Genomic DNA, 20982 nt, shown 5'->3' with positions numbered 1-20982 from the left:
TTATATGGCATAAATCGTTCTATAAAATCGAATGGTGTAGACTATGACACTGGAACAACTGCGTATTTTCATTGAAGTAGCGGAGCGCGAACACCTGACACGAGCTTCCGAGGTGCTGCATCTGACGCCTTCGGCGGTCAGTTCCGCGATCCGCACGCTTGAAGAACGTTATGGCGCGACACTGTTCAACCGTATCGGTCGCCGCATCGAACTGACTGGCGACGGACGTTTGTTCCTTGATGAAGCGCGCGCAACGCTGGCGCGCGCACGCTCGGCCGAACGAATGCTGTCGGAATTTGGCGGCGGCAAGCGCGGCATTCTTTCGATCCACGCCAGCCAGACAATCGCAAGCTACTGGCTACCGCCCTTTCTGGCGCGATTTCACAGCGCCTATCCGATGATCGAGGTGCGCCTGACACTGGGCAATACGGAAAGCGTGACCGAGGCGACGCAAGAGGGTGCAGCCGATATCGGTCTGGTGGAAGGTTCCGTACAAGCCGCATCGCTTTCCATCAGCAAGGTGGCAACCGATCAGCTTATTCTGGTGGCACGCCCCGACCACGCATGGAGCGGCGCGGGCCGCCTTTCCTGGGACCGACTGTTTGAAGGAAAATGGATTTTGCGGGAACAGGGTTCGGGCACGCGCAGCGTCTTCGAAGATGCGATGCGCGCCAGCGGCTACAACCCCGCACGATTGAATGTAGCGCTGGAACTACCGTCCAATGAGGCGATTTGTTCGGCAGTGCGCTCCGGTGATTATGTCACCGCCATCTCCGAACTGGTAGCGGCGCCTCACCTTGCCGCCGGCACGCTCGTCAAGGCGGACTTTGCCCTGCCGCAACGCCAGTTTCTCATGCTATTGCACAATGACCGCTACAAAACAAAGGCGCTTCAGGCCTTTGCCGATGTGCTCGTCGCCGATTCCGGTCAGCGTATCTGACGCAGTAATTCAGGCTGGGGGAAACAAGTCGAAGCCACGCCGTTCTTTGCTTGCCAAAGACCAATCGAGCGGCGCGTCTTGAAGCCCGGCAATCCATCCGGCTTGCCAACATCATAACCAAGGGCCTGCAAGCGCTTTTGCATCGCCGCGATATCCGAGCGATACATCGTGCCGACATTGCCCCAAGACTGCTGGAAATCTCCCGCACCATAAGCAATGCGATCACCGACATGGCCAATGAAGAGCGCGTAGAGATCGCTCATATTATAGTCCTTGAGCACGTAGAAATTCGGGCTCACGATGAAGGCGGGACCAAAGCGACCGGCGGGCATGAGCAGAAAGCTTTCGCCCTTCATTTCACCCGATGGAAACGCCTTGCCGTTGACGCGGGTGATGCCAAGCTTGGCCCATTCTGCAATCGGCTTACCCTGATCGGGGCCTTCCAGCGAGCATGACACGCTCTGTGGGACATTGACCTCGAAACCCCAGTCGCGCCCCTTCTGCCAGCCATGCAAATTCAGGTAATTGGCGATAGAAGCCAGCGTATCCGGCACGGAATTCCAGATGTCGCGTTTGCCGTCGCCGTCGAAATCGACGGCGTGCTTGAGATAGGACGTCGGCATGAATTGCGGCTGTCCAAGAGCGCCAGCCCAGGAGCTTTTCATGGCGCTTTCGTCTATATAGCCTTTGGACGCGATTTCGAGCGCAGCGATCAGCTCCTTGCGGAACATGTCCTTGCGCGTCGCCATAAAGGCCTTTGTGCCCAGAACGTCAAACACATTGTAGGGAATCTTGACCGTGCCGAAGCCGGATTCCCGGCCCCAGATCGCAACAACGATCGGCCCCGGTACACCATATTTCTGCTCGATGCGTTTCAGAAGACTGGCATATTGGCCATAGCGCGCTTGACCGCCGCTCGTGACCGACGCCATGGTTTTGGCATTGAAATACTTGCCCGGCGCGCCGAATTCTGCCTGCTTTTGCTCTTTCGGCGTTGACGGCTTTTCACCGGGGATGACCAGATCGGGCAATTTCCAGTTGATCGTCACACCCGCAAAAGCCTGATCGAAGACGGCGCGGGAAACACCCGCTGATTTTGCTTCAGGCCAGAGATCCCGCTCGATCCAGTTGCGATACTGGCCTTCGACCTGCGCCTTGGAGGGCGCTGCGACAGCAAGAGAAACAGCAAGAATGGCGGCAAGACCCAGAGCAGTTTTCAAAGCATGCTTCCAACGGCTTGCTGCCATGTTTTTCTCCTGAATAACTAGAGCGGTTCCGGTTAAAACGGAATCGTGGAACCGCTCTATCCATTTGTTTTTACGCATTATCCTACGCAAAACCGCTACGCACTTTTGCTGGAAATGCTCTAAAGGGTGGTTCTTGCTCGCAAGGCGGCAGCCAGCGTGCCTTCATCCAGATAATCGAGTTCGCCGCCCACCGGCACGCCATGAGCGAGACGCGTAACGCGAACCTCGAAATTCGCCAATTGATCGGTAATGTAATGCGCGGTGGTCTGACCTTCGACGGTCGCATTGACCGCGAGAATCACTTCCTTGATCTCGCCGGTTGCGACGCGCTCCACCAGCCCCTTGATGTTGAGATCGTCGGGACCGATGCCATCGAGCGGCGACAGGCGACCGCCCAGAACATGGTAGCGCACATTCATCGTGCCCGCCCGTTCCAGTGCCCAGAGATCGGACACGTCTTCCACCACGATCAGCGTGGTGGGATCGCGGCGCTCATCCGTGCAGATGGTGCAGGGATCGGACGTATCCACATTGCCACAGCACGAACAGATGCGCACTTTCTCGGCAGCTTCCTGCATGGCGCCGCCCAGCGGCACCAGAAGCGCTTCTTTCTTCTTGATGAGATGCAGCGCCGCACGGCGCGCCGAACGCGGCCCCAGACCCGGTACGCGGGCCAGAAGCTGGATCAGACGTTCAATTTCAGGACCGGCGATTCGTTTGGACATTTTCTTAAGGGAGTAAGGGAATAGGGGAATAAGTGAGTAGGGGGGAGGAGAATGAGGGAATATGCGACATGGCGGCAATCAGCCGACCAAACATACTCCCCTATTCCCTTATTCCCCTACTGCCTTAAAACGGCAGCTTGAAACCCGGAGGAATCGGAAGCCCCGCCGTCAGCGACTGCGTCTTTTCAGCCATCACAGCTTCCAGTTTTGCCTTGGCATCGTTATGCGCCGCGATGATCAGGTCTTCGAGGATTTCCACCTCGTCTTCCTTGGCCAGTGACGGATCGATCTTCAGCGCCGACAAGGTGCCCTTGCCGGACAAGGTGATCGTCACCAGACCGCCGCCAGAAGAGGCCGTGGCTTCAAGATTGGCGATTTCGTCCTGCATGGCCTTCATCTTGGCCTGCAATTCCTTCGCCTGCTTCATCATGCCCATCATGTCACGCATGGGTTTACTCCATAGTCTTCGATAATTCAGTCGTCTTCAGACGGCTCGCCGGGCACTTCAGCGACGGCGTCGAGGTCAATGTCCTCGTCATCGTTCTGTTCCGCCACGGCAATGCGCACGTCGGTGATTTTCGCGCCCGGGAAGGCCGCGAGAATAGCTGCTACATCCGGATCGGCGCGGGCATCAGTCACGAGATTGTCGCGCCGCTCCGTTTCCGCTTCGGCAACGGTCTGGCTCGCAACATCACGCGCCACAGTCACCACCCAGCGAATACCGGTCCAGTTCAACAAATGTTGCGCAATTTCGCTCGGCAGCGATTTCGGCGCATCGTCGGTCAGACCGATTTCAAGACGTCCAGGCGCGATGGACGCCAGACGCACACAGTTCTTGACCAGAATCTTGAACTGCATGTTGCGATGCTTATCGGCCATCGCAACGATGTCGTTCAGGCTGTTGACCGGCACGGAAGGCTGCGGCGTGCTCTCGGCAATTGGCTGCGGAGCAGGCGGCTGAACCGGTTGCGGAGCCGTTTCCACGATACGCATGGCCGTGGCCGATCCGCCCGAGGCGGATGCCATGGAGGCCGAACCGACGGCATCGGCGGCGAAACGCGCTTCCGGCGCGCCGTTGCCATTGGAGCGAGGATTGCCCGAAGGCTGCGGACGCCCAGCGGAAACAGAACCGTTTTCGAGGCCGCGCAAGGCTTCGTCCAGCGTCGGCAAATCAGCCGCATGCGCCAGACGGATCAGCAACATTTCGGCAGCCTGCACCGGACGGGTCGCCGTATCGACTTCCGCAATGCCCTTGAGCAGCATCTGCCAGGTGCGAGACAACACGCGCACCGACAGTTTTTGCGCAAAATCGCGACCGCGCACGCGTTCATCTTCCGACAGCGACACATCTTCCGCCACATCGGGCGTGAAGCGCAGGCGTGTCACGAGATGATTGAAGTCCGCCAGGTCGGTCAGCACCACCGAAGGGTCGGCACCGACATCATATTGGGCACGAAACTCGGTGAGAGCGGCAGCCACATCGCCGCGCATCAGCATTTCGAACAGGTCGATGATCCGCGCGCGGTCGGCAAGCCCCAGCATGGAGCGCACGGCTTCCGCGCTGACCTGACCGGCGCCATGCGCAATGGCCTGATCAAAGATCGATAGCGAATCGCGGGCGGAGCCCTCACCGGCTCGCGCAATCATGGCGAGCGACGCATCGTCGACTTCGATCTGCTCGGCTTCCGCAATGCGGCGCAAATGCTGCGCCAGCGTGCCCGATTCGATGCGACGAAGGTCGAAGCGCTGGCAGCGCGACAGAACGGTGATCGGCACCTTGCGGATTTCGGTGGTGGCGAAGATGAATTTTACATGCGGCGGCGGCTCTTCGAGCGTCTTCAACAGGCCGTTGAAGGCCTGATTGGACAGCATGTGCACTTCGTCGATGATGTAGACCTTGTAGCGCGCCGAGACCGGGCGATAGCGCACCTGCTCGATAATCTCGCGAATATCGTCGATGCCTGTATGCGAGGCGGCATCCATCTCGATCACGTCGACATGGCGGCCTTCCATAATCGCCTGGCAATGCTCGCCGGGGACAGAGAGGTCGATGGTCGGCTGATCGACAGTATCGGTCTTGTAGTTGAGCGCCCGCGCCAGAATGCGCGCTGTCGTCGTCTTGCCAACACCGCGAACGCCGGTAAGCATCCAGGCCTGCGCGATGCGTCCCGTCTCAAAAGCATTTTTGAGCGTGCGCACCATCGGCTCCTGGCCGATGAGATCGTTGAAATTCTGCGGACGATATTTGCGGGCGAGAACGCGATAGGCCCCATCGGCAGCTATGCCAGCGGATTTCGTATCCATGGCGACCCTTCCGTTCTTCCTGTTACGCTTTTTTCTCGACCGCCAGTTTGGACCGGACCTATGAGCGACGTCAACAACGGACACTGTCCATCAACAGGGCCATCAAAAGCCGCCAGACAGCCAGGAAAAATGGCGAATGAGAAAAGGGTGGGAGGCTGGCACGGCGACCCGTGCCTGGCTCGTTAGGGCTGCTTCCTTCCGGACCTGACCCGGTTGGCGAGTGGCTCGTCCACCACCAACCTCCCACGCTGCATATCGTCAATCGCGGCGCAAAAAGCAAGCGCAGAACGAAAAAAACTGGTAAGAATCAGCACATGACACAGTACGAACTCGACAAACGGCTTGATGCCGACACTTTTTCCGTCGCCGTGCTCGGCCTTTGCGAGTTGCGACTGATGAATGACCGCCGCTGGCCGTGGCTTATCCTCGTGCCGCGCAGGGCCAATCTTTCCGAAATTCACGATCTGACACCGCTCGACCAGACAATCCTGACCTTCGAGGCCGGACTGGTGGCACAGGCGCTGAAGACGGTCACCGAATGCCAGAAGATCAACACTGGTGCCCTTGGCAATATCGTGCGTCAGCTTCATCTGCATGTCATCGCCCGCAACGAAGGTGATGCCGGATGGCCCGGCCCCGTCTGGGGCCATGGCACGCGTGAGACCTATGACGAAAAAGACGCCCGCAAGCTGATCGCCGACATTCGCGCGGCGCTGTAACCTCCCCCATCCGATCAAACATATATTCGAGAGCATCATGGCTTTCCGCCTCTACGACCTGCCGGAAATCGAACCGAGCCGCCTTGTCGGCTTTGGCGGCAACCGCATCGACCGCCAGTCCGAAAAGCGTCACGACGATCAGGCCTTCACCGCGCTGGAGCTGCCTGAAACCCGCGTCATGGTGCTGGGCGGCAACAAGCTGCTGCTCGATTACACCGATGAGAAGACGCCCCGCGCACTCTTCCGCTTCAGCGAAGCCAGGGATTTTGCGCCCGATCTGCATGAGCCGGTGTTTCTGGGGCTTCAGGACGGCGCGCCGCTCGTCGCCCTGATGGCGCCGATTGATCCTGAAACTCTGGAAGCGCCATTCCGGGCACAGGACTATCGGAGCATCTATATGGAAGGGCTGGTTTCAGCCGATCTGCTTGGCGCGCTGGCGCAGGCGGCCGCGCTGACCGCCTGGCACAACAACCATCGTTTCTGCGGGCGTTGCGGCACAAAGACCGAAATGCGGGCCGGTGGCGCCAAGCGCCAATGCCCGAATTGCGGGGCAGAGCATTTTCCGCGCACCGATCCGGTGGCGATCATGCTGCCGGTGCGCGGCGACAAATGCATTCTGGCGCGCAGCCCGCATTTTGCTGCCGGTTCCTATTCCTGCCTTGCCGGTTTCATCGAACATGGCGAAACCATCGAAGCGGCAGTTCGTCGTGAAAGCCAGGAGGAAATGGGGCTTGCCATCGGTCGCGTCGGCTATCACGCCAGCCAGCCCTGGCCGTTTCCCTATTCGCTGATGATCGGCTGCCATGCCGAAGTGCTGTCCGACGACTTCACCATCGACCGTTCGGAACTGGAAGACGGACGCTGGTTCGGCAAGCAGGAAGTCCACAGCATGCTGGCGGGCACACATGAAAATGGGCTGCGGGTGCCGCCATCCGGCGCCATCGCAACCCATCTGATCAAGGCATGGGCGGAAAACTGATTCCGCCCGATATTTTCTGAACTACTCGGCAGCCAACAACTGCGTGCCGCGAATGTCGCTTCCCTTATAGACGCCAAGAATGCGCACTTCCTTGGAGAAGAATTCGAGTTCTTCCAAAGCAAGCTGCACGTTGCGGTCTTCCGGATGCCCTTCGATATCGGCATAGAACTGCGTGGCAATGAAACGCCCGCCGATCTGATAGCTCTCAAGCTTGGTCATGTTGACTCCGTTGGTGGCAAAGCCGCCCATCGCCTTGTAAAGCGCTGCCGGAACGTTGCGCACGCGGAAGACGAACGTCGTCATGATGCGTTCGCCGTTTTCCGGGCGCGGGGCCCATTGCTTTTCCTTCGAAAGAACGACGAAGCGGGTCACATTATCTTCCGCATCCTCGACATTTTCTTCCAGAATATCGAGACCGTAGAGATCGGCGGCCAGACGCGGCGCAAGGGCAGCCATTGAACGGTCCTGTGTGTCGGCAACAAGACGGGCAGCGCCCGCCGTGTCGCCAGCAATGACAGGCTTCCAGCCATTCTGGCGGATGACCTTGCGGCACTGGCCCAGCGCATGAATATGGCTGTGTACCGTCTTGATTTCTTCGCGCTTGACGCCCGGAAGCACCATCAGCTGAAAATGAATCGGCAGGAAATATTCGCCAACAATATGCATATCGGCCAATGGCAGCAGATAATGAATATCCGCGACGCGGCCCGCCAGCGTGTTCTCGATCGGAATCATCGCCAGATCGGCAGCGCCGGTTTCGACTGCGTTAAAAGCGTCTTCAAAAGTCGGACACGGCAAAGGCTCCATACCGGGAAACATGTTGCGTGACGCCGTATCGGAATTGGCACCCGCTTCACCCTGAAAAGAAATCCGGTTGGTTTTCATCGTCGTCGTACTTTCTCAAACGCCCCTCACTCGCGGGGCTTTCCTGGTTGTTAAACTTGTCAAAGACCCTTTGCGACAAGAATCTTTTGCGCCGCCTTTATGCCACGTCAAATAGCTCCCATTTGACTGCAAATTGCTCGGGCGCGCTCAAGGTCGGCTGGCGTATCGACGCCCAGCGGCACCGTTTTCACCACCTCGACATCGATGCGCATGCTGGCTTCCAAAGCGCGCAATTGCTCAAGCTTTTCGCGCTTTTCCAGCGGCGACGGCCCGAGCTTCACAAATTTCTCCAGCGCCGTCCGGCGATAGGCGTAGAGGCCGATGTGATGATAGAGCGGGCCTTCGCCATAAGGTGCCGTGGCGCGGGTGAAATAAAGTGCGCGCAGACGTGAGCTGCCAGCCAGCGGCGAGCCGACGATCTTCACCACGCTCGGATTGGTCTTTTCCGATTCTTCCTCGATCTCGACGCCAAGCGTCGCGATATCAGCCGGACCGTCTTCGAGCGGCAGCAATGCACGACGGATGATATCCGGATCGATGGTCGGCAGATCGCCCTGCACATTGACCACGGCATCGATCTCGCCAGCCGGATCGAGCTTCAACAATGCTTCATAGATACGGTCCGAACCCGATTCGTGATCGGTGCGCGTCATGACGGCTTCGTGACCATGAGCGGTAACGGCTGCGAAAATCTCCTCACTATCGGTCGCGACAACGGCGCGCCCGAGCTTCGCGGCGGCAGCCCTTTCGGCCACATGCACGATCATCGGCTTGCCGCAAATATCGGCCAACGGCTTGTTTGGCAGGCGCGTAGCGGCCAGTCTTGCCGGAATAAGTGTGAGGGTCTTTAGGGTCTGAAGCATGCTCGCCTCTTGTTGTCTCGCCGGATCGTAACCGTCCTTAGAGGAGTTTTATCTGCACTGTAAATGCTGCAAAAGTGTCAAAAAGTCACGGGTCTGGTTACCCTTATAGGTGTTGCATCGCCCTGGTAAAAGACCTAGTTTCCGCCCGATGCCGCGGAGAGAATTGCAACCTCATATGAGGTGCGCATGTCGGCTGAGGAGAGCGTTCTCGGGGAGAGCGTTTTGGTAGAGGGAGCGCTGACCGGCGATGAATTCAACGCGGACTAACAAGTTTATCATGGCTTTTCTGGCAACGGTTTTCGTTGTCATGACGACGGGCATCCTGTCCGATGCGCTGTTTCACTCGCCTGCACCGGAGAAGCCCGGCTTTGCAATCGAGGCGGCGGAAGCTGCGACCGGTGAAGGGGGAGCTGCACCGGCCAAGGAAGAAGTTTCTATCGCAACATTGCTGCAATCCGCCGATCCTGCGCGCGGTGAAACAGTTTTCAAGCGCTGCCAGGCCTGCCATACGGGCGAAAAGGGCGGCGCAAACAAGGTGGGTCCGCATCTCTGGGATGTGCTGAACCGTCCTGCCGCTTCCGTCGAAGGCTTCGGCTATTCGGCCGCCATGAAGGAATTTGGCGCCGGTGGCAACAAGTGGGACTACGAGCACCTCAACAAGTTCCTGACCTCGCCGAAGGCTTTCGTCAAGGGCACGGCCATGGGCTTTGCGGGTGACAAGAAGGACAATGAGCGCGCCGATCTGATAGCCTATCTGCGCACGCTTTCCGACAATCCGGCACCACTGCCGACGGCAGATGCTGCACCGGCTGGCGGCGACGCCAAACCTGCGGATGCAGCGCCAGCCAAGGAAGGCGAAAAGCCAGCCGCACCAGCGAACTAAGCATCGCAAGAACATCGAAAAGCCGGGTTTCGACCCGGCTTTTTTATTTGCGCCTGAAATTTATTGCGCCGGTGCCTTTCTTCCTCCGCAAAAACCCATAAGACTCATACAGATGATCCGAAGCAGAAACGGAGAGACTGGATGAAAGCGTTTTGGGCGGGTGCATTTGCGGTTGCCATGCTTGCAAGCACAATGTCGTCAAGCCATGCGACCGATGCAGAACCCAAATGGCGCGCCTCTTCCAGCCTGCTCGGCGAGCCCAAATATCCAGCCGATTTCAAACATTATGACTATGTGAACCCCGATGCGCCGAAGGGCGGCACGCTCAATCAGGTCGCGGTCGGCACATTCGACAGCCTCAACCCGTTCGTGGTGCAAGGCGTTCCCGCAGCAGGCCTGTCCGACTTCGGCGGCGGCATGCTCTACGATACGCTGATGACGGATTCGCTGGATCAGAGTTCGACGCAATATCCGCTCATTGCCGAGGCGCTTCAGTATCCGGAAGATTATTCCTGGGTGAAGTTCAAGCTCAATCCGAACGCCAAATGGCATGACGGCCAGCCGATCACCGTCGAAAACGTGATCTGGTCCTTCAATGTGCTGAAGAAGCAGTCCCCGCTCTACAACAAATATTATGGCGACGTGGAAAGTGCGGAAAAGACCGGCGATCATGAGGTGAAGTTCAACTTCAGCCAAAAGGGCAACCGCGAATTGCCGCAGATCATGGGCCAGCTTGCAGTGCTGCCGCAACATTGGTGGGAAGGTAAGGACGCGCAGGGCAAACAGCGTGATATCACCCGCCCGACGCTGGAAATTCCGCTGGGTTCTTCCGCCTACAAGATCGACAGTGTTTCGCCGGGACGCTCCATCACCTGGGCGCGCGTCGACGACTACTGGGGTAAGGATGTTGCGGTGAATGTCGGCCGCAACAATTTCGACCGCGTGGTCTACGAATATTACTTCAATGAAGACGCAACCTGGGAAGCCTTCAAGAAGGGCGGTCAATACGATTATCGCAACGAAAACCGCGCCCAGCGCTGGGCGGAGCAGTATAATTTCCCGGCTGTTCAGCGCGGCGATGTTATCAAGAAGTCCTTCCCGTTCAATGCTGTCGGTCGCATGCAGGGCTATTTCCTGAATATGCGCCGCGACAAGTTCAAGGACCCGAAAGTCCGCGAAGCGCTGACCTATGCGTTCGACTTCGAATCCATGAATCGACTTCTGTTCTTCAATCAGTACAGCCGCATCAACAGCTATTTCGCTGGCAACGAATTACAGCTGAGCGGCCCGCCGACCCCGGCAGAACAGGCCATTCTTGAAACGGTGAAGGATTCGCTGCCCGCAGATGCCCTGACCAAGGAATTCAAGCTGCCTGTTTACGACACGCCGCAGGCAACCCGCGATAATCTGCGCACGGCCTTGAAGCTGTTTTCGGAAGCGGGGTGGACATTGCAGGGCAACAAGCTTGTTGATGCAAAGGGTAATCCGTTCACCATCGAGTTTCTCGGCAAGGACCCGACCGACGAACGCATCTATAATCCGTTCGCAGCGAGCCTGCGCAAGATCGGTATCAATGCGACAGTGCGCATTGTCGATACCGCGCAATATCAGGCGCGCGTCAGTGATTTCGACTATGACGTCATCACCTCGGTCATCGCGCAAACCGCCTCTCCCGGCAATGAGCAACGCGACATGTGGGGCTCCAAGGCCGCCGATTTCAAAGGCAGCCGCAACTATGCCGGTATCAAAAGCGAGGCCATCGACAAGCTGATCGACCGCGTGATCTACGCCAAGGACCGCGATGAACTCGTGGCCGCAAGCCATGCGCTCGACCGTGCGCTGCTGTGGAATTATTACGTTATTCCACAATGGTATTCCGACCACATCAATGTGGCCTACTGGAACAAATTCGGCATGCCTGAAAAGCAGCCGGATTATATGGGTATCGATCCGTTCTCATGGTGGGTTGATCCCGCGAAGGCAGCCAAGCTCAAGACCGGCAGCGAATAGAGGCGTACGAAGAATGACGATGCTTCGCATGAACCGCCGCCATTTTCTGGGGGTCTCGGGCAGCGCTGCAGTCGCGGCCTGCCTGCCGGGCCAAAGTGTCATCGCCACCGCCTTTGCGGAGGTGCCAACCGGCAAAGCTCTGCACGGCCTGTCCGCTTTTGGCGAACTGAAATATGGCAGCGATTTCACCCATTTTGACTACACCAATCCAGATGCGCCGAAAGGTGGCACATTCAAGTTTGCCCCGGCAAGCTGGGTCTGGAACCAGAACACGCAGACCTTCAACACGCTCAGCACCTTTACCTTCAAAGGCGATGCGCCCCCGCGCATGGAGCTGACCTATGACAGCCTGATGGTGCCCGCTCTCGATGAGCCGGATTCCGTCTACGGGCTGATCGCAGAAAGCGCCACGCTGTCGAAAGATCGACAGACCTGCACCTTCAAGCTGCGCAAGGAAGCGCGCTTCCACGATGGTTCGCCCATAACGGCAAAAGACGTGCTGTTCACCTATACGGTGTTGAAGGAAAAGGGCCACCCCATCATACGCCAGTCGCTCACTGGACTGGAAAAGGTGGAGCTGACCGGAAAAAACGATATTCGCCTGCGCTTTGCGGCAGATCGCGGCCCCAATGCCATTCTCGATGCGGTGGTGCTGCCCATATTGTCGGAGAACTGGTTCAAGGACCGCAATTTTGAGGCCACGACCATGGAGCCGGTGCTCGGTTCCGGCGCTTACAAGGTCGGAAATTTCGCCGCCGGTCAATTCATCGAATATGACCGGGTTGAGGATTACTGGGCCAAGGATCTTCCGGTCCGGCGCGGCTCCAGCCATTTCGACCGCATCCACATAGAGTTCTTCCGCGACCGCCAGCCGGAATTTGAAGCCTTCAAGAAAGGCGACATCGATTTCCGTTCGGAAAGCGTGTCCAAGAACTGGGCGACGGGATACGACTTCCCGGCCATTCAGCAGAAGAAAGTCATCATGCGCACCTTCCCGAAAGAGAAAAGCCCGCTGATGCAGGCCTGGGCGGTGAACCAGCGCCGCGAGCGTTTCCGCGACCCGCGCGTGCGCGAGGCGATCAGTCTCTGTTTCGATTTCGAATGGACCAACGAGACCCTTTTCTTCAAGACCTATGAGCGTTCGCAATCGAGCTTCAACGGGTCGGATTTTCAGGCCAAGGGCCTGCCCTCCCCCGATGAATTGAAAGTGCTGGAGCGCTATCGCGGCAAGCTTCCCGATGCCGTATTCGGCGAGGCTGTCACCATGCCGGTTTCGGATGGAACGGGCCGCGACCGTGCTCAGTTCGGTCGCGCCATCAAGCTGATGGAAGAAGCTGGTTTCGAGCGGCGCAACGGCCAGTTCCACGACAAGGACGGTTCAAAATTCGCGCTTGAAATCCTCAGCGATTCCGAAGCCTTCACCCGCGTCTACAATCCGTTCATCCAGAAACTACGGGCAATCGGCATTGATGCAACCTTGCGGCTGGTGGATGCGAGCCAATACCAGGCGCGCTTGCAGGATTTCCAGTTCGACATGGTTGGCCTTGCCATGCTGTTCGGCGCAACCCCGACCAGCGAATCGCTTGCCAGCATGTTCGGTTCGCAAGCGGCCAAAACGCCGGGAAGCTATAATCTGCCCGGCACGGCTGACCCGGTGATCGACGCCCTGATCGACGATGCCGGAAAGGTTTCGACCCGGGACGATCTTGTCGCTACGATCAGAGTGCTTGATCGGTACTTGCGTATCCGGCGCGACTGGATTCCAAATTGGACAACAGCGAATCATCTCGTGGCCTATTGGGACCGGTTCGGTTTCAAGGAACCGAAGCCCGATTATGGCTTTCCGGTTGAGACGCTGTGGTGGATAGAAGAAGAAAAGGCAAAAGCTGTTGGTAAGCCATAAGAGAAACCCGGATCTAACGAGAGAGCCAAGCTGATGGGCGCTTATATCCTCCGCCGCTTGATCTTAATGATCCCGACCATCTTCGGCATCATGGCTATTTCCTTCGCCGTTGTTCAGTTCGCCCCCGGCGGTCCGGTCGAGCGCGTGATCGCGCAGCTTTCCGGTCAGGGCGGCGACGCGCTTGATCGCCTTTCCGGCGGTGGCGGCGATTTCGGTCAAAGCGCTGTCGATAGCAGCTCGGTCAACTCGAAATATCGCGGCGCACAGGGGCTGGACCCGCAATTCATCGCCGATCTGGAAAAGCAGTTCGGCTTCGACAAGCCGCCGCTTGAGCGTTTTGGCCAGATGCTGTGGAACTATCTGCGCTTCGATTTCGGGCGCAGCTATTTCCGCGATATCAGCGTGATCGATCTCATCAAGGAAAAGATGCCGGTTTCGATCTCGCTCGGCCTGTGGCTGACATTTCTGTCCTATATGATCTCAATCCCGCTCGGCATTCGCAAGGCGATCAAGGAAGGCACGCGCTTCGACACCTGGACCAGCGCGGTCATCATCGTCGGCTACGCTATCCCAAGCTTCCTGTTCGCCATTCTGCTGATCGTGCTTTTCGCGGGCGGATCGTTCTTCGACTGGTTTCCGCTGCGTGGTCTCACTTCGCCCGACTTTGCGCAGATGTCGTTCTGGGGCAAAATCGGCGACTATCTCTGGCACATGGTTCTGCCGGTCACAGCGCTGGTGCTTTCGGCCTTCGCTACCACGACGCTTCTGACGAAAAACTCGTTTCTCGAAGAAATCCGCAAACAATATGTGACAACGGCGCGCGCCAAGGGCCTCACCGAGAATCAGGTGCTTTATCGCCACGTCTTCCGCAACGCTATGCTGATCGTCATCGCCGGTTTTCCGGGCGCTTTCATCTCGGCCTTCTTCACCGGCTCGCTTTTGATTGAAACCATCTTCTCGCTCGACGGTCTTGGCCTGCTCGGCTATCAGTCGGTCATCAACCGCGATTATCCGGTTGTGTTCGCCAATCTCTTCATCTTCTCGCTGATCGGACTGCTTGTCGGGCTTCTGTCCGATCTGACCTATACGTGGATCGATCCGCGCATTGATTTCGACCGGAGGGACGTGTGATGACAGACGCTGCCCTCACCCCCACCGTCAAGCCAGTGAAAAGGCCATGGCTATCACCGCTGAACCGCCGCCGCTGGCAGAATTTCAAGGCCAACAAGCGCGGTTACTGGTCGTTGTGGGTTTTCCTGTTTCTGCTCATCGCCGCCCTTTGCTCCGAATTCATCGCCAATGATCGCCCCATTCTCGTTTCCTACAAGGGCGAGTTGCTGACACCGGTCTTTGTCGATTACCCGGAAGAGAAATTCGGCGGCTTCTATGCCGTGACCGATTATCGCGATCCGGTGATACAGGAAGAAATCGCCAATAATGGCTGGGCGCTCTGGCCGCCCATTCGCTATTCCTACAACACCGTGAATAACGAAATCCCGGAAGCAGCACCTTCAAAGCCCTTCTGGCTCTATTCCGCCGAGGAGCGCTGCCAGCGCTATGCGCAAGGCGTTAGCGATCCCAATTGCCGTTTCGGCAATTTCAACCTGCTCGGCACCGACGATCAGGCGCGAGATGTCTTTGCGCGCGCGCTTTACGGCTTCCGCATTTCGGTGCTGTTCGGCCTGATCCTCACCTTCTTCTCGGCCATCATCGGCGTGACGGCAGGCGCGGTTCAGGGCTATTTCGGCGGCTGGGTCGATCTGATCTTCCAGCGCGTCATCGAAATCTGGTCGTCGATCCCCGTGCTTTATCTGTTGCTCATCATAGCAGCGATCCTGCCGCCGGGCTTCTGGGTGCTGCTAGGCATCATGCTTCTCTTCTCATGGGTGGCATTCGTCGGCGTTGTGCGCGCTGAATTCCTGCGCGCCCGAAACTTCGAATATGTGAATGCAGCGCGCGCACTTGGCGTGAAGAACGGCACCATCATGTGGCGTCACCTTCTGCCCAATGCCATGGTGGCGACGTTGACCTTCCTGCCTTTCATCCTGAACGGCTCGATCACCACGCTCACCTCGCTCGACTTCCTTGGCTTCGGCCTGCCGCCAGGCTCCGCCTCGCTCGGCGAACTTCTGGCGCAGGGCAAGAACAACCTTCAGGCACCTTGGCTCGGCATTACCGGCTTCGTGGTCATCTCGGTCATGCTGTCGCTCCTGATCTTCATCGGCGAGGCGACACGCGACGCATTCGATCCGCGAAAGGCATTTCAATGAGTGGGTCAATGAGTGGATCCCTGTCCGAATCAGGCAACAAAACCCTGCTGTCCGTCCGCGACTTGTCGGTGGCGTTTCGCCAGAACGGCGAAGAGCGCATTTCCGTCGACCGTGTGTCCTTCGACATTGCCGAAGGCGAGACCGTGGCTCTGGTCGGCGAATCCGGCTCGGGCAAGTCCGTCTCCGCCCTGTCGGTGCTGAAGCTTCTCCCCTATCCGGCGGCAAGCCACCCTTCCGGTGAAATCCTTTTCAACGGCAAGGACTTGATGAAGGCCTCCGAGCCGGAATTGCGGCGTGTGCGCGGCAATGACATTGCCATGATCTTTCAGGAGCCGATGACCTCGCTCAACCCGCTGCATAGCGTCGAGCGGCAGATCGGCGAAATCCTGCGTGTGCATCAGGGCATGGGCGACGCCCAGGCGCGGGCGCGCACGCTGGAGCTTCTGAACGAGGTTGGCATTCGCGAGCCGGAAAAACGCCTGTCGGCCTTCCCGCATCAGCTTTCGGGCGGGCAACGCCAGCGCGTGATGATCGCCATGGCACTGGCCAACAAGCCGAAACTGCTGATCGCCGACGAACCAACCACAGCGCTCGATGTGACCGTGCAGGCGCAGATTTTGAAGCTGCTTGCCGAGTTGAAGGCCGCGCAAGGCATGTCGATGCTGTTCATCACCCACGATCTCGGCATCGTGCGCAAGATCGCCGACAAGGTCTGCGTGATGAGCAAGGGCAAGATCGTTGAGGCTGGTCCAACCAAGGACATCTTCGACAATCCGCAGCATCCCTATACCAAGCACCTGCTTGCCGCCGAACCGAAGGGCGAGCCGCCCGCTGCCGATCCGGCGGCAAAAACGGTGATGGAAGGCAAGGATATCCGCGTTTGGTTCCCGATCAAGAAGGGGTTCATGCGCAAGACCGTCGACCATGTGAAGGCGGTGGACGGGATTGATGTCAATCTGCGTGCCGGTCAGACACTCGGTGTCGTCGGCGAATCGGGGTCCGGCAAGACCACGCTTGGCCTTGCCCTTTCGCGGATGATTTCATCCAAGGGCGATATTCGCTTTGAAGGGCGCGATATCGCGAAATTCAGCTTCAAGGATATGCGCCCGCTGCGCCGTGAAATGCAGATCGTGTTTCAGGACCCGTTCGGCTCGCTTTCTCCGCGGATGACCATTGCGGATATCATTGCCGAAGGCTTGCTGGTGCATGAGCCTAAGCTCTCCGCCGACGACCGCGATGCGCGTGTCGTGGCAGCGCTGCAGGAAGTGAACCTCGACCCCGAAACCCGCTTCCGCTATCCGCATGAATTTTCCGGCGGCCAGCGCCAGCGCATCGCCATTGCGCGCGCCATGGTGCTGACCCCGCGCTTCGTCATGCTGGATGAGCCAACCTCGGCGCTCGACATGAGCGTGCAGGCGCAAGTGGTCGATCTTTTGCGTGGATTGCAGAAGAAGCATGATCTCGCCTATCTTTTCATTAGCCACGATCTCAAAGTGGTGCGGGCACTGGCCAATGATGTGCTGGTGATGCGCAACGGCAAGGCGGTAGAATATGGCACGGCGAAGGATGTCTTCGCCAATCCCAAGACCGACTATACCAAGGCGTTGATGGCGGCAGCCTTCCATATGGAGGCGACCGAGGGAGGAGTAAGACAATGACCAATAATGATAAGGGCAATATTCTTCTGGCGATCACCGATTGGGACCCGGAAATCTGGCTGAAGACATTCAAGGACAATGCGCCGGATCGCCCCGTGGTGACCGAACGCGCCGAGAATGATCCTTCCGTCAAATACGCTCTCGTATGGAAGCAGAAGCCCGGCTCACTCGCCAATCTGCCCAACCTGAAAGTCATTTTCTCGCTTGGCGCTGGCGTGGACCACGTGTTCCGCGATGACCGTATTCCCGATGTGCCGCTGGTGCGCATCATCTCCGACGACCTGACCATGCGCATGACCGAATATGTGGTCTGGCAGGTGCTGGATCATCACCGTCTGGGATCGCGCTATCGCAAGCAGCAGCAGAACCATGTCTGGCATGAAGATCGCCGCCAGCCTGCCGCCCATGAGGTGACGGTCGGCATTATGGGGCTCGGCGTGCTGGGCCGCGATGCGGCTGAAAAGCTGAAAGCACTGGGTTTCAACGTGACCGGCTGGAGCCGCCGCCAGCAGGAAATCGCTGGCGTGAAAACCTATCACGGTCGTGACGGTTTTGGCGCTTTTCTCAAGACCGCCGATATTTTCGTCTGTCTGCTGCCGCTCACGCCAGACACCAAGGGCATCCTGTCCATGTCGATGTTCGCGCAGCTGAAAAGCGACGGACCGTTCGGCGCGCCAGTATTGATCAATGCCGGTCGCGGCGGCTTGCAAAACGAGGCTGATATTCTGGCGGCGCTCGACCGCGGGCTGCTTTCGGCAGCATCGCTCGACGTGTTCAATCAGGAACCGTTGCCGACCACAAGCGCGCTCTGGGATCATCCGAGAGTGACGATCACGCCGCATGCAGCGGCAAGCTCGTCAGCAACGGCACTGGTGCCGCAGATCATCCGGCAGATTGAAGCCTTCGAGCGCAATGGCACGCTGGAGCACATCGTCGACCGCAATACGCAGTATTGACGTTTCAGATTGGAGGATCGGCAGCTACTGGCTGCCGGTCGTCTCACCACCTATCCCTGCACGATCTCCTTGCGCAAGGTGATGGAGGTCGTGCGCGTATAGCCGGGATGCGCCGTTTCCGCGATCTTGCAATAACCGAGCTTTTCAAACACCGCCCGATTGCGCGTCAGTTCGATACGCACCTGCAATTCAATCGCCGGCTTGCCCTTCGCGAAAGTTTCAGCCTCCGCACGCTGCATCAGGGCGCGAGCGATTCCCTGCCCCTCGAAGGCGGGCGCAACGGCAAGCTTGCCGAGATAGAAGCTATCGCTTCTCTCCTTGATGAAAACGCAGCCCACCAGTTCTTCGCCAATCAGGGCTGCAAAGCCGGTCTCTTCCCCGGCCTTTTGTTTCAGTCCTTCCGCAGTCAGAAGATGCGCGGAAGACGGCGGATCGATCACGCCGTCCATATAGGCAAAGCTGTCGCGGATGAGTTTCAGAAGCTCGTCCCAGCGGGCGAAATCCTGATTGATGGCCACAATGCGGAGCGTGGTCATTTGGGCGTACGCGCCTTGTAGCGAATGGTCTCGAAACGGACATACAGCGCGTTATAGAGCAGCAAACGACCAACCAGCGATTCGCCGATACCGGTGACGAGCTTGATCACTTCCATTGCCTGCAAGCTGCCGATCACGCCCGGCAGCACGCCCAGCACGCCCGCTTCTGCGCAGGTGGGGACGGTTCCCGGCGGCGGCGCTTCCGGGAAGAGATCGCGATAGGAGGGATTTTGCGTGCCGTCCGAACCGGTCAGATAAGGCATCAGCACTGTCACCGTGCCATCAAAGCGGCCCATCGCGCCAGTTACCAGCGGTCGCCCGACTTTGGCCGCCGTATCCGCCAGCACATAGCGCGTTGTGAAGTTGTCGGAGCCATCAACAATCACATCGTAATCGGCAATCAGCGCTTCGGCATTGTCCGCGTTGAGGCGCAGGGCATGGCCTTCGACCGTCACATGCGGATTGATGCGCGCAATGGCGTTTCGCGCGCTCTCGACCTTTTCCTGACCGACGCTTTCCGTGTCGTGGATGACCTGACGCTGGAGATTGGACAGCGACACCGTATCGTCGTCGACGATGCCGAGCGTCCCGATGCCCGCAGCCGCCAGATATTGCAGCACGGGCGCTCCGAGACCACCCGCACCAATAACCAATACACGCGCTGCCTTCAGCTTCTGCTGGCCGGGGCCACCGACTTCCGGCAGCACGATATGGCGCGCATAGCGTTCAAGTTCTTCGGACGAAAATGGTCTGGATGGTGCATTCATGATGGCCAACATATGCCTCCGCGACGATGCTGTCAGCGGATAATTTAGCTCTTGGTGAGAACGCCGCCTGCAACACTGAAAAACTGCGCATCGCCGCCAAGCGTATCGAACAGCGCCCTGTCGGTGCCGGTCATGAAGGCCTGCCCGCCGAGATCGTCGAGAATGCCGAACAAAGCAGCGCGGCGGCCTGAATCGAGATGCGCGGCGATTTCGTCCAGAAGGAGAATCGGGGCCATGCCGGACAATTCGCCCGTCAGGCGCGCATGGGCCAGTATCAAACCGATGAGCAATGCCTTCTGCTCGCCGGTCGAGCACAGGGCGGCTGGCATGGCTTTCGGCCTATGCTGCACGATGAGATCGGTGCGGTGCGGCCCATCCAGCGTGCGGCCTGCCGCGCGATCCCGGATGCGCCCGTCGCGCAGGATGCGGCGGAAATCCTCTTCCAGATCGAGCGCCGCCTCGAGGCCGATCCGCTGTTCCAGCGACCCTTCCAGAAAACAATCCGCCTTCGGAAAAGGACCTTCCGCCGGAAGGCGCTCTATCATGGCCGCAATCAGCCGCATGGCTTCTGCGCGCGCTGCGGCAATGGCGGTGCCAAGCTCCGCCATCTGGCTTTCGATGGCATCGAGCCAGCGGTCGTCATTATTGCCTTCGCTGAGCAGTCGGTTGCGGCTGCGCATGGCTTTTTCATAATCGAGCACACGCTTGCCGTGCCCGGTATCGATGGCGAGGACCATGCGATCGAGGAAACGCCGCCGGTCCGACGCGCCACCGGTAAAAAGCCCGTCCATGGAAGGAACGACCCAGAGGATGCGGGCATAATCGAGAAGCTCGTCGCCAGAGGCTGCAACGCCGTTGATGCGAACCTTGCGCCCGCCTTCTCCGCCGCCCGCCGTTCCCGTGCCGATTTCGGCTTCGCCGTAGATCATGCAATCCAGTGATGCGTGGATGGCAAAGCCGTCTTGCTGTCCCTCCGGACCGTTGACCCGCGCCACATCGTCATAAGACGCCCGGCGAAGACCGCGTCCCGGCGACAGAAAGGAAAGCGCTTCAATGAGATTGGTCTTGCCCGAACCGTTCTCGCCCGTCAGCACCACATGGCCGGGGCCAAGCGGCAGCGAGAGTTCCGCATAATTGCGGAAATCAGTAAGCTTAAGCCGCCGGACCGAAACCCGGTCGGGGCGACTTGTTATATCGTCTTTTATATCCACAATCGGGTTCTTTGAGAGGCCTCTTCCAGCGAGATGCCGGGGCTGACGAGATTTTGGCTATGGCATGCCGAAAATGGTGGGATTTGAGAACCGGAGCGCAGCGTACATACTGTACGTGAAGCACCG

At 58.5% G+C, this 20982-nt stretch carries 19 protein-coding genes and 1 other RNA gene; 10 read left to right on the top strand and 10 right to left on the bottom strand.

The features are described 5' to 3' along the window. Positions 1-43: 43 nt before the first annotated feature. Positions 44-940, top strand: a complete 897-nt coding sequence (locus ACTJKP_RS01510) for a LysR substrate-binding domain-containing protein (RefSeq protein WP_440629447.1) — start codon at positions 44-46, stop codon at positions 938-940. On the opposite strand, the gene ACTJKP_RS01505 is transcribed toward ACTJKP_RS01510, so the two are convergent. The 5 genes from ACTJKP_RS01505 to ffs all read right to left on the bottom strand — a co-directional run bounded on the left by ACTJKP_RS01505 (position 928) and on the right by ffs (position 5460). Further along, entirely contained in the window at positions 928-2187 is a 1260-nt protein-coding gene (locus ACTJKP_RS01505) for a lytic murein transglycosylase (protein WP_440629446.1), read from the bottom strand. The two genes, ACTJKP_RS01510 and ACTJKP_RS01505, sit on opposite strands and share 13 nt — an antisense overlap. Before the next feature lie 119 nt (positions 2188-2306). Then, positions 2307-2912 carry a recombination mediator RecR gene (gene recR, locus ACTJKP_RS01500; RefSeq protein WP_078337776.1) on the bottom strand — a complete coding sequence of 202 codons (606 nt, stop codon included), beginning with the start codon at positions 2910-2912 and terminating at the stop codon, positions 2307-2309. A gap of 124 nt (positions 2913-3036) precedes the next feature. Then, positions 3037-3360 (bottom strand): YbaB/EbfC family nucleoid-associated protein, encoded by a 324-nt coding sequence (locus tag ACTJKP_RS01495; protein ID WP_078337775.1) that lies wholly within the window; start codon positions 3358-3360, stop codon positions 3037-3039. A 26-nt stretch (positions 3361-3386) separates the two neighbouring features. Further along, on the bottom strand, positions 3387-5216 hold the full coding sequence (locus tag ACTJKP_RS01490; protein WP_440629445.1) for a DNA polymerase III subunit gamma/tau: 1830 nt from the start codon (positions 5214-5216) through the stop codon (positions 3387-3389). A 147-nt stretch (positions 5217-5363) separates the two neighbouring features. Further along, positions 5364-5460: signal recognition particle sRNA small type (gene ffs, locus ACTJKP_RS01485), an RNA gene on the bottom strand. A gap of 70 nt (positions 5461-5530) precedes the next feature. Here ffs and ACTJKP_RS01480 point away from each other — a divergent pair. Both ACTJKP_RS01480 and nudC read left to right on the top strand, forming a co-directional pair. After that, positions 5531-5935, top strand: coding sequence for an HIT domain-containing protein (locus ACTJKP_RS01480; protein ID WP_078337773.1), 405 nt, complete (start codon positions 5531-5533; stop codon positions 5933-5935). A gap of 37 nt (positions 5936-5972) precedes the next feature. Next, on the top strand, positions 5973-6914 hold the full coding sequence (gene nudC / locus ACTJKP_RS01475) for an NAD(+) diphosphatase (protein ID WP_440629444.1): 942 nt from the start codon (positions 5973-5975) through the stop codon (positions 6912-6914). Positions 6915-6935: 21 nt separating this feature from the next. Here nudC and ACTJKP_RS01470 read toward each other — a convergent pair whose 3' ends face one another. Continuing rightward, the gene (locus ACTJKP_RS01470; protein WP_138784002.1) at positions 6936-7799 is read right to left on the bottom strand and encodes a prephenate dehydratase; all 864 of its coding nucleotides are present in this window, start codon (positions 7797-7799) and stop codon (positions 6936-6938) included. Between the two features lie 107 nt (positions 7800-7906). Continuing rightward, the gene (locus tag ACTJKP_RS01465) at positions 7907-8662 is read right to left on the bottom strand and encodes a 3-deoxy-manno-octulosonate cytidylyltransferase (protein ID WP_440629443.1); all 756 of its coding nucleotides are present in this window, start codon (positions 8660-8662) and stop codon (positions 7907-7909) included. A gap of 247 nt (positions 8663-8909) precedes the next feature. On the opposite strand from ACTJKP_RS01465, the gene ACTJKP_RS01460 reads away from it, so the two are divergent. From ACTJKP_RS01460 to ACTJKP_RS01430, 7 genes are all read left to right on the top strand, one after another. After that, positions 8910-9545 (top strand): c-type cytochrome, encoded by a 636-nt coding sequence (locus tag ACTJKP_RS01460; RefSeq protein ID WP_440629442.1) that lies wholly within the window; start codon positions 8910-8912, stop codon positions 9543-9545. Positions 9546-9686: 141 nt separating this feature from the next. After that, entirely contained in the window at positions 9687-11555 is a 1869-nt protein-coding gene (locus ACTJKP_RS01455) for an extracellular solute-binding protein (protein WP_440629441.1), read from the top strand. Positions 11556-11568: 13 nt separating this feature from the next. Continuing rightward, complete coding sequence (locus tag ACTJKP_RS01450; protein WP_440629440.1) at positions 11569-13458, top strand: extracellular solute-binding protein; 1890 nt, start codon at positions 11569-11571, stop codon at positions 13456-13458. A 33-nt stretch (positions 13459-13491) separates the two neighbouring features. Next, the gene (locus ACTJKP_RS01445; protein WP_440629439.1) at positions 13492-14589 is read left to right on the top strand and encodes a microcin C ABC transporter permease YejB; all 1098 of its coding nucleotides are present in this window, start codon (positions 13492-13494) and stop codon (positions 14587-14589) included. Beyond that, positions 14589-15728 carry an ABC transporter permease gene (locus tag ACTJKP_RS01440; RefSeq protein WP_440629438.1) on the top strand — a complete coding sequence of 380 codons (1140 nt, stop codon included), beginning with the start codon at positions 14589-14591 and terminating at the stop codon, positions 15726-15728. Before ACTJKP_RS01445 ends, ACTJKP_RS01440 begins: the two co-directional genes overlap by 1 nt. Continuing rightward, positions 15725-17386 carry an ABC transporter ATP-binding protein gene (locus ACTJKP_RS01435; protein ID WP_440629437.1) on the top strand — a complete coding sequence of 554 codons (1662 nt, stop codon included), beginning with the start codon at positions 15725-15727 and terminating at the stop codon, positions 17384-17386. Before ACTJKP_RS01440 ends, ACTJKP_RS01435 begins: the two co-directional genes overlap by 4 nt. Next, complete coding sequence (locus ACTJKP_RS01430; protein ID WP_078337763.1) at positions 17383-18342, top strand: 2-hydroxyacid dehydrogenase; 960 nt, start codon at positions 17383-17385, stop codon at positions 18340-18342. Before ACTJKP_RS01435 ends, ACTJKP_RS01430 begins: the two co-directional genes overlap by 4 nt. 50 nt (positions 18343-18392) lie before the next feature. Here the strand turns inward: ACTJKP_RS01430 and ACTJKP_RS01425 are convergent, their stop codons facing one another. Genes ACTJKP_RS01425 through recF form a run of 3 tightly spaced genes read right to left on the bottom strand, consistent with a single transcriptional unit; the run spans position 18393 to position 20856 of the window. Beyond that, positions 18393-18878, bottom strand: coding sequence for a GNAT family N-acetyltransferase (locus ACTJKP_RS01425; RefSeq protein WP_440629436.1), 486 nt, complete (start codon positions 18876-18878; stop codon positions 18393-18395). Then, on the bottom strand, positions 18875-19657 hold the full coding sequence (locus ACTJKP_RS01420; RefSeq protein ID WP_440629435.1) for a molybdopterin-synthase adenylyltransferase MoeB: 783 nt from the start codon (positions 19655-19657) through the stop codon (positions 18875-18877). The genes ACTJKP_RS01425 and ACTJKP_RS01420 overlap by 4 nt, the downstream gene beginning before the upstream one ends. A gap of 32 nt (positions 19658-19689) precedes the next feature. Further along, positions 19690-20856: a DNA replication/repair protein RecF gene (gene recF / locus ACTJKP_RS01415; protein ID WP_440629434.1), complete on the bottom strand. Its 1167-nt coding sequence runs from the start codon at positions 20854-20856 to the stop codon at positions 19690-19692. Positions 20857-20982: the final 126 nt, after the last annotated feature.

This window comes from Brucella sp. 22210 (assembly GCF_052045675.1).
Taxonomy (GTDB): Bacteria; Pseudomonadota; Alphaproteobacteria; order Rhizobiales; family Rhizobiaceae; genus Brucella.
This window is presented reverse-complemented; position numbering and strand designations above follow the sequence as displayed.

Coding starts and splice junctions, on each gene's coding strand:
- ACTJKP_RS01465 (WP_440629443.1), bottom strand. CDS start 8,662: ATGCTTCAGACCCTAAAGACCCTCACACTTATTCCGGCAAGACTGGCC.
- ACTJKP_RS01420 (WP_440629435.1), bottom strand. CDS start 19,657: ATGTTGGCCATCATGAATGCACCATCCAGACCATTTTCGTCCGAAGAA.
- ACTJKP_RS01440 (WP_440629438.1), top strand. CDS start 14,589: ATGACAGACGCTGCCCTCACCCCCACCGTCAAGCCAGTGAAAAGGCCA.
- ACTJKP_RS01425 (WP_440629436.1), bottom strand. CDS start 18,878: ATGACCACGCTCCGCATTGTGGCCATCAATCAGGATTTCGCCCGCTGG.
- ACTJKP_RS01470 (WP_138784002.1), bottom strand. CDS start 7,799: ATGAAAACCAACCGGATTTCTTTTCAGGGTGAAGCGGGTGCCAATTCC.
- ACTJKP_RS01490 (WP_440629445.1), bottom strand. CDS start 5,216: ATGGATACGAAATCCGCTGGCATAGCTGCCGATGGGGCCTATCGCGTT.
- ACTJKP_RS01510 (WP_440629447.1), top strand. CDS start 44: ATGACACTGGAACAACTGCGTATTTTCATTGAAGTAGCGGAGCGCGAA.
- ACTJKP_RS01450 (WP_440629440.1), top strand. CDS start 11,569: ATGACGATGCTTCGCATGAACCGCCGCCATTTTCTGGGGGTCTCGGGC.
- ACTJKP_RS01460 (WP_440629442.1), top strand. CDS start 8,910: ATGAATTCAACGCGGACTAACAAGTTTATCATGGCTTTTCTGGCAACG.
- ACTJKP_RS01435 (WP_440629437.1), top strand. CDS start 15,725: ATGAGTGGGTCAATGAGTGGATCCCTGTCCGAATCAGGCAACAAAACC.
- recR (WP_078337776.1), bottom strand. CDS start 2,912: ATGTCCAAACGAATCGCCGGTCCTGAAATTGAACGTCTGATCCAGCTT.
- nudC (WP_440629444.1), top strand. CDS start 5,973: ATGGCTTTCCGCCTCTACGACCTGCCGGAAATCGAACCGAGCCGCCTT.
- ACTJKP_RS01505 (WP_440629446.1), bottom strand. CDS start 2,187: ATGGCAGCAAGCCGTTGGAAGCATGCTTTGAAAACTGCTCTGGGTCTT.
- ACTJKP_RS01480 (WP_078337773.1), top strand. CDS start 5,531: ATGACACAGTACGAACTCGACAAACGGCTTGATGCCGACACTTTTTCC.
- ACTJKP_RS01495 (WP_078337775.1), bottom strand. CDS start 3,360: ATGCGTGACATGATGGGCATGATGAAGCAGGCGAAGGAATTGCAGGCC.
- ACTJKP_RS01455 (WP_440629441.1), top strand. CDS start 9,687: ATGAAAGCGTTTTGGGCGGGTGCATTTGCGGTTGCCATGCTTGCAAGC.
- ACTJKP_RS01430 (WP_078337763.1), top strand. CDS start 17,383: ATGACCAATAATGATAAGGGCAATATTCTTCTGGCGATCACCGATTGG.
- ACTJKP_RS01445 (WP_440629439.1), top strand. CDS start 13,492: ATGGGCGCTTATATCCTCCGCCGCTTGATCTTAATGATCCCGACCATC.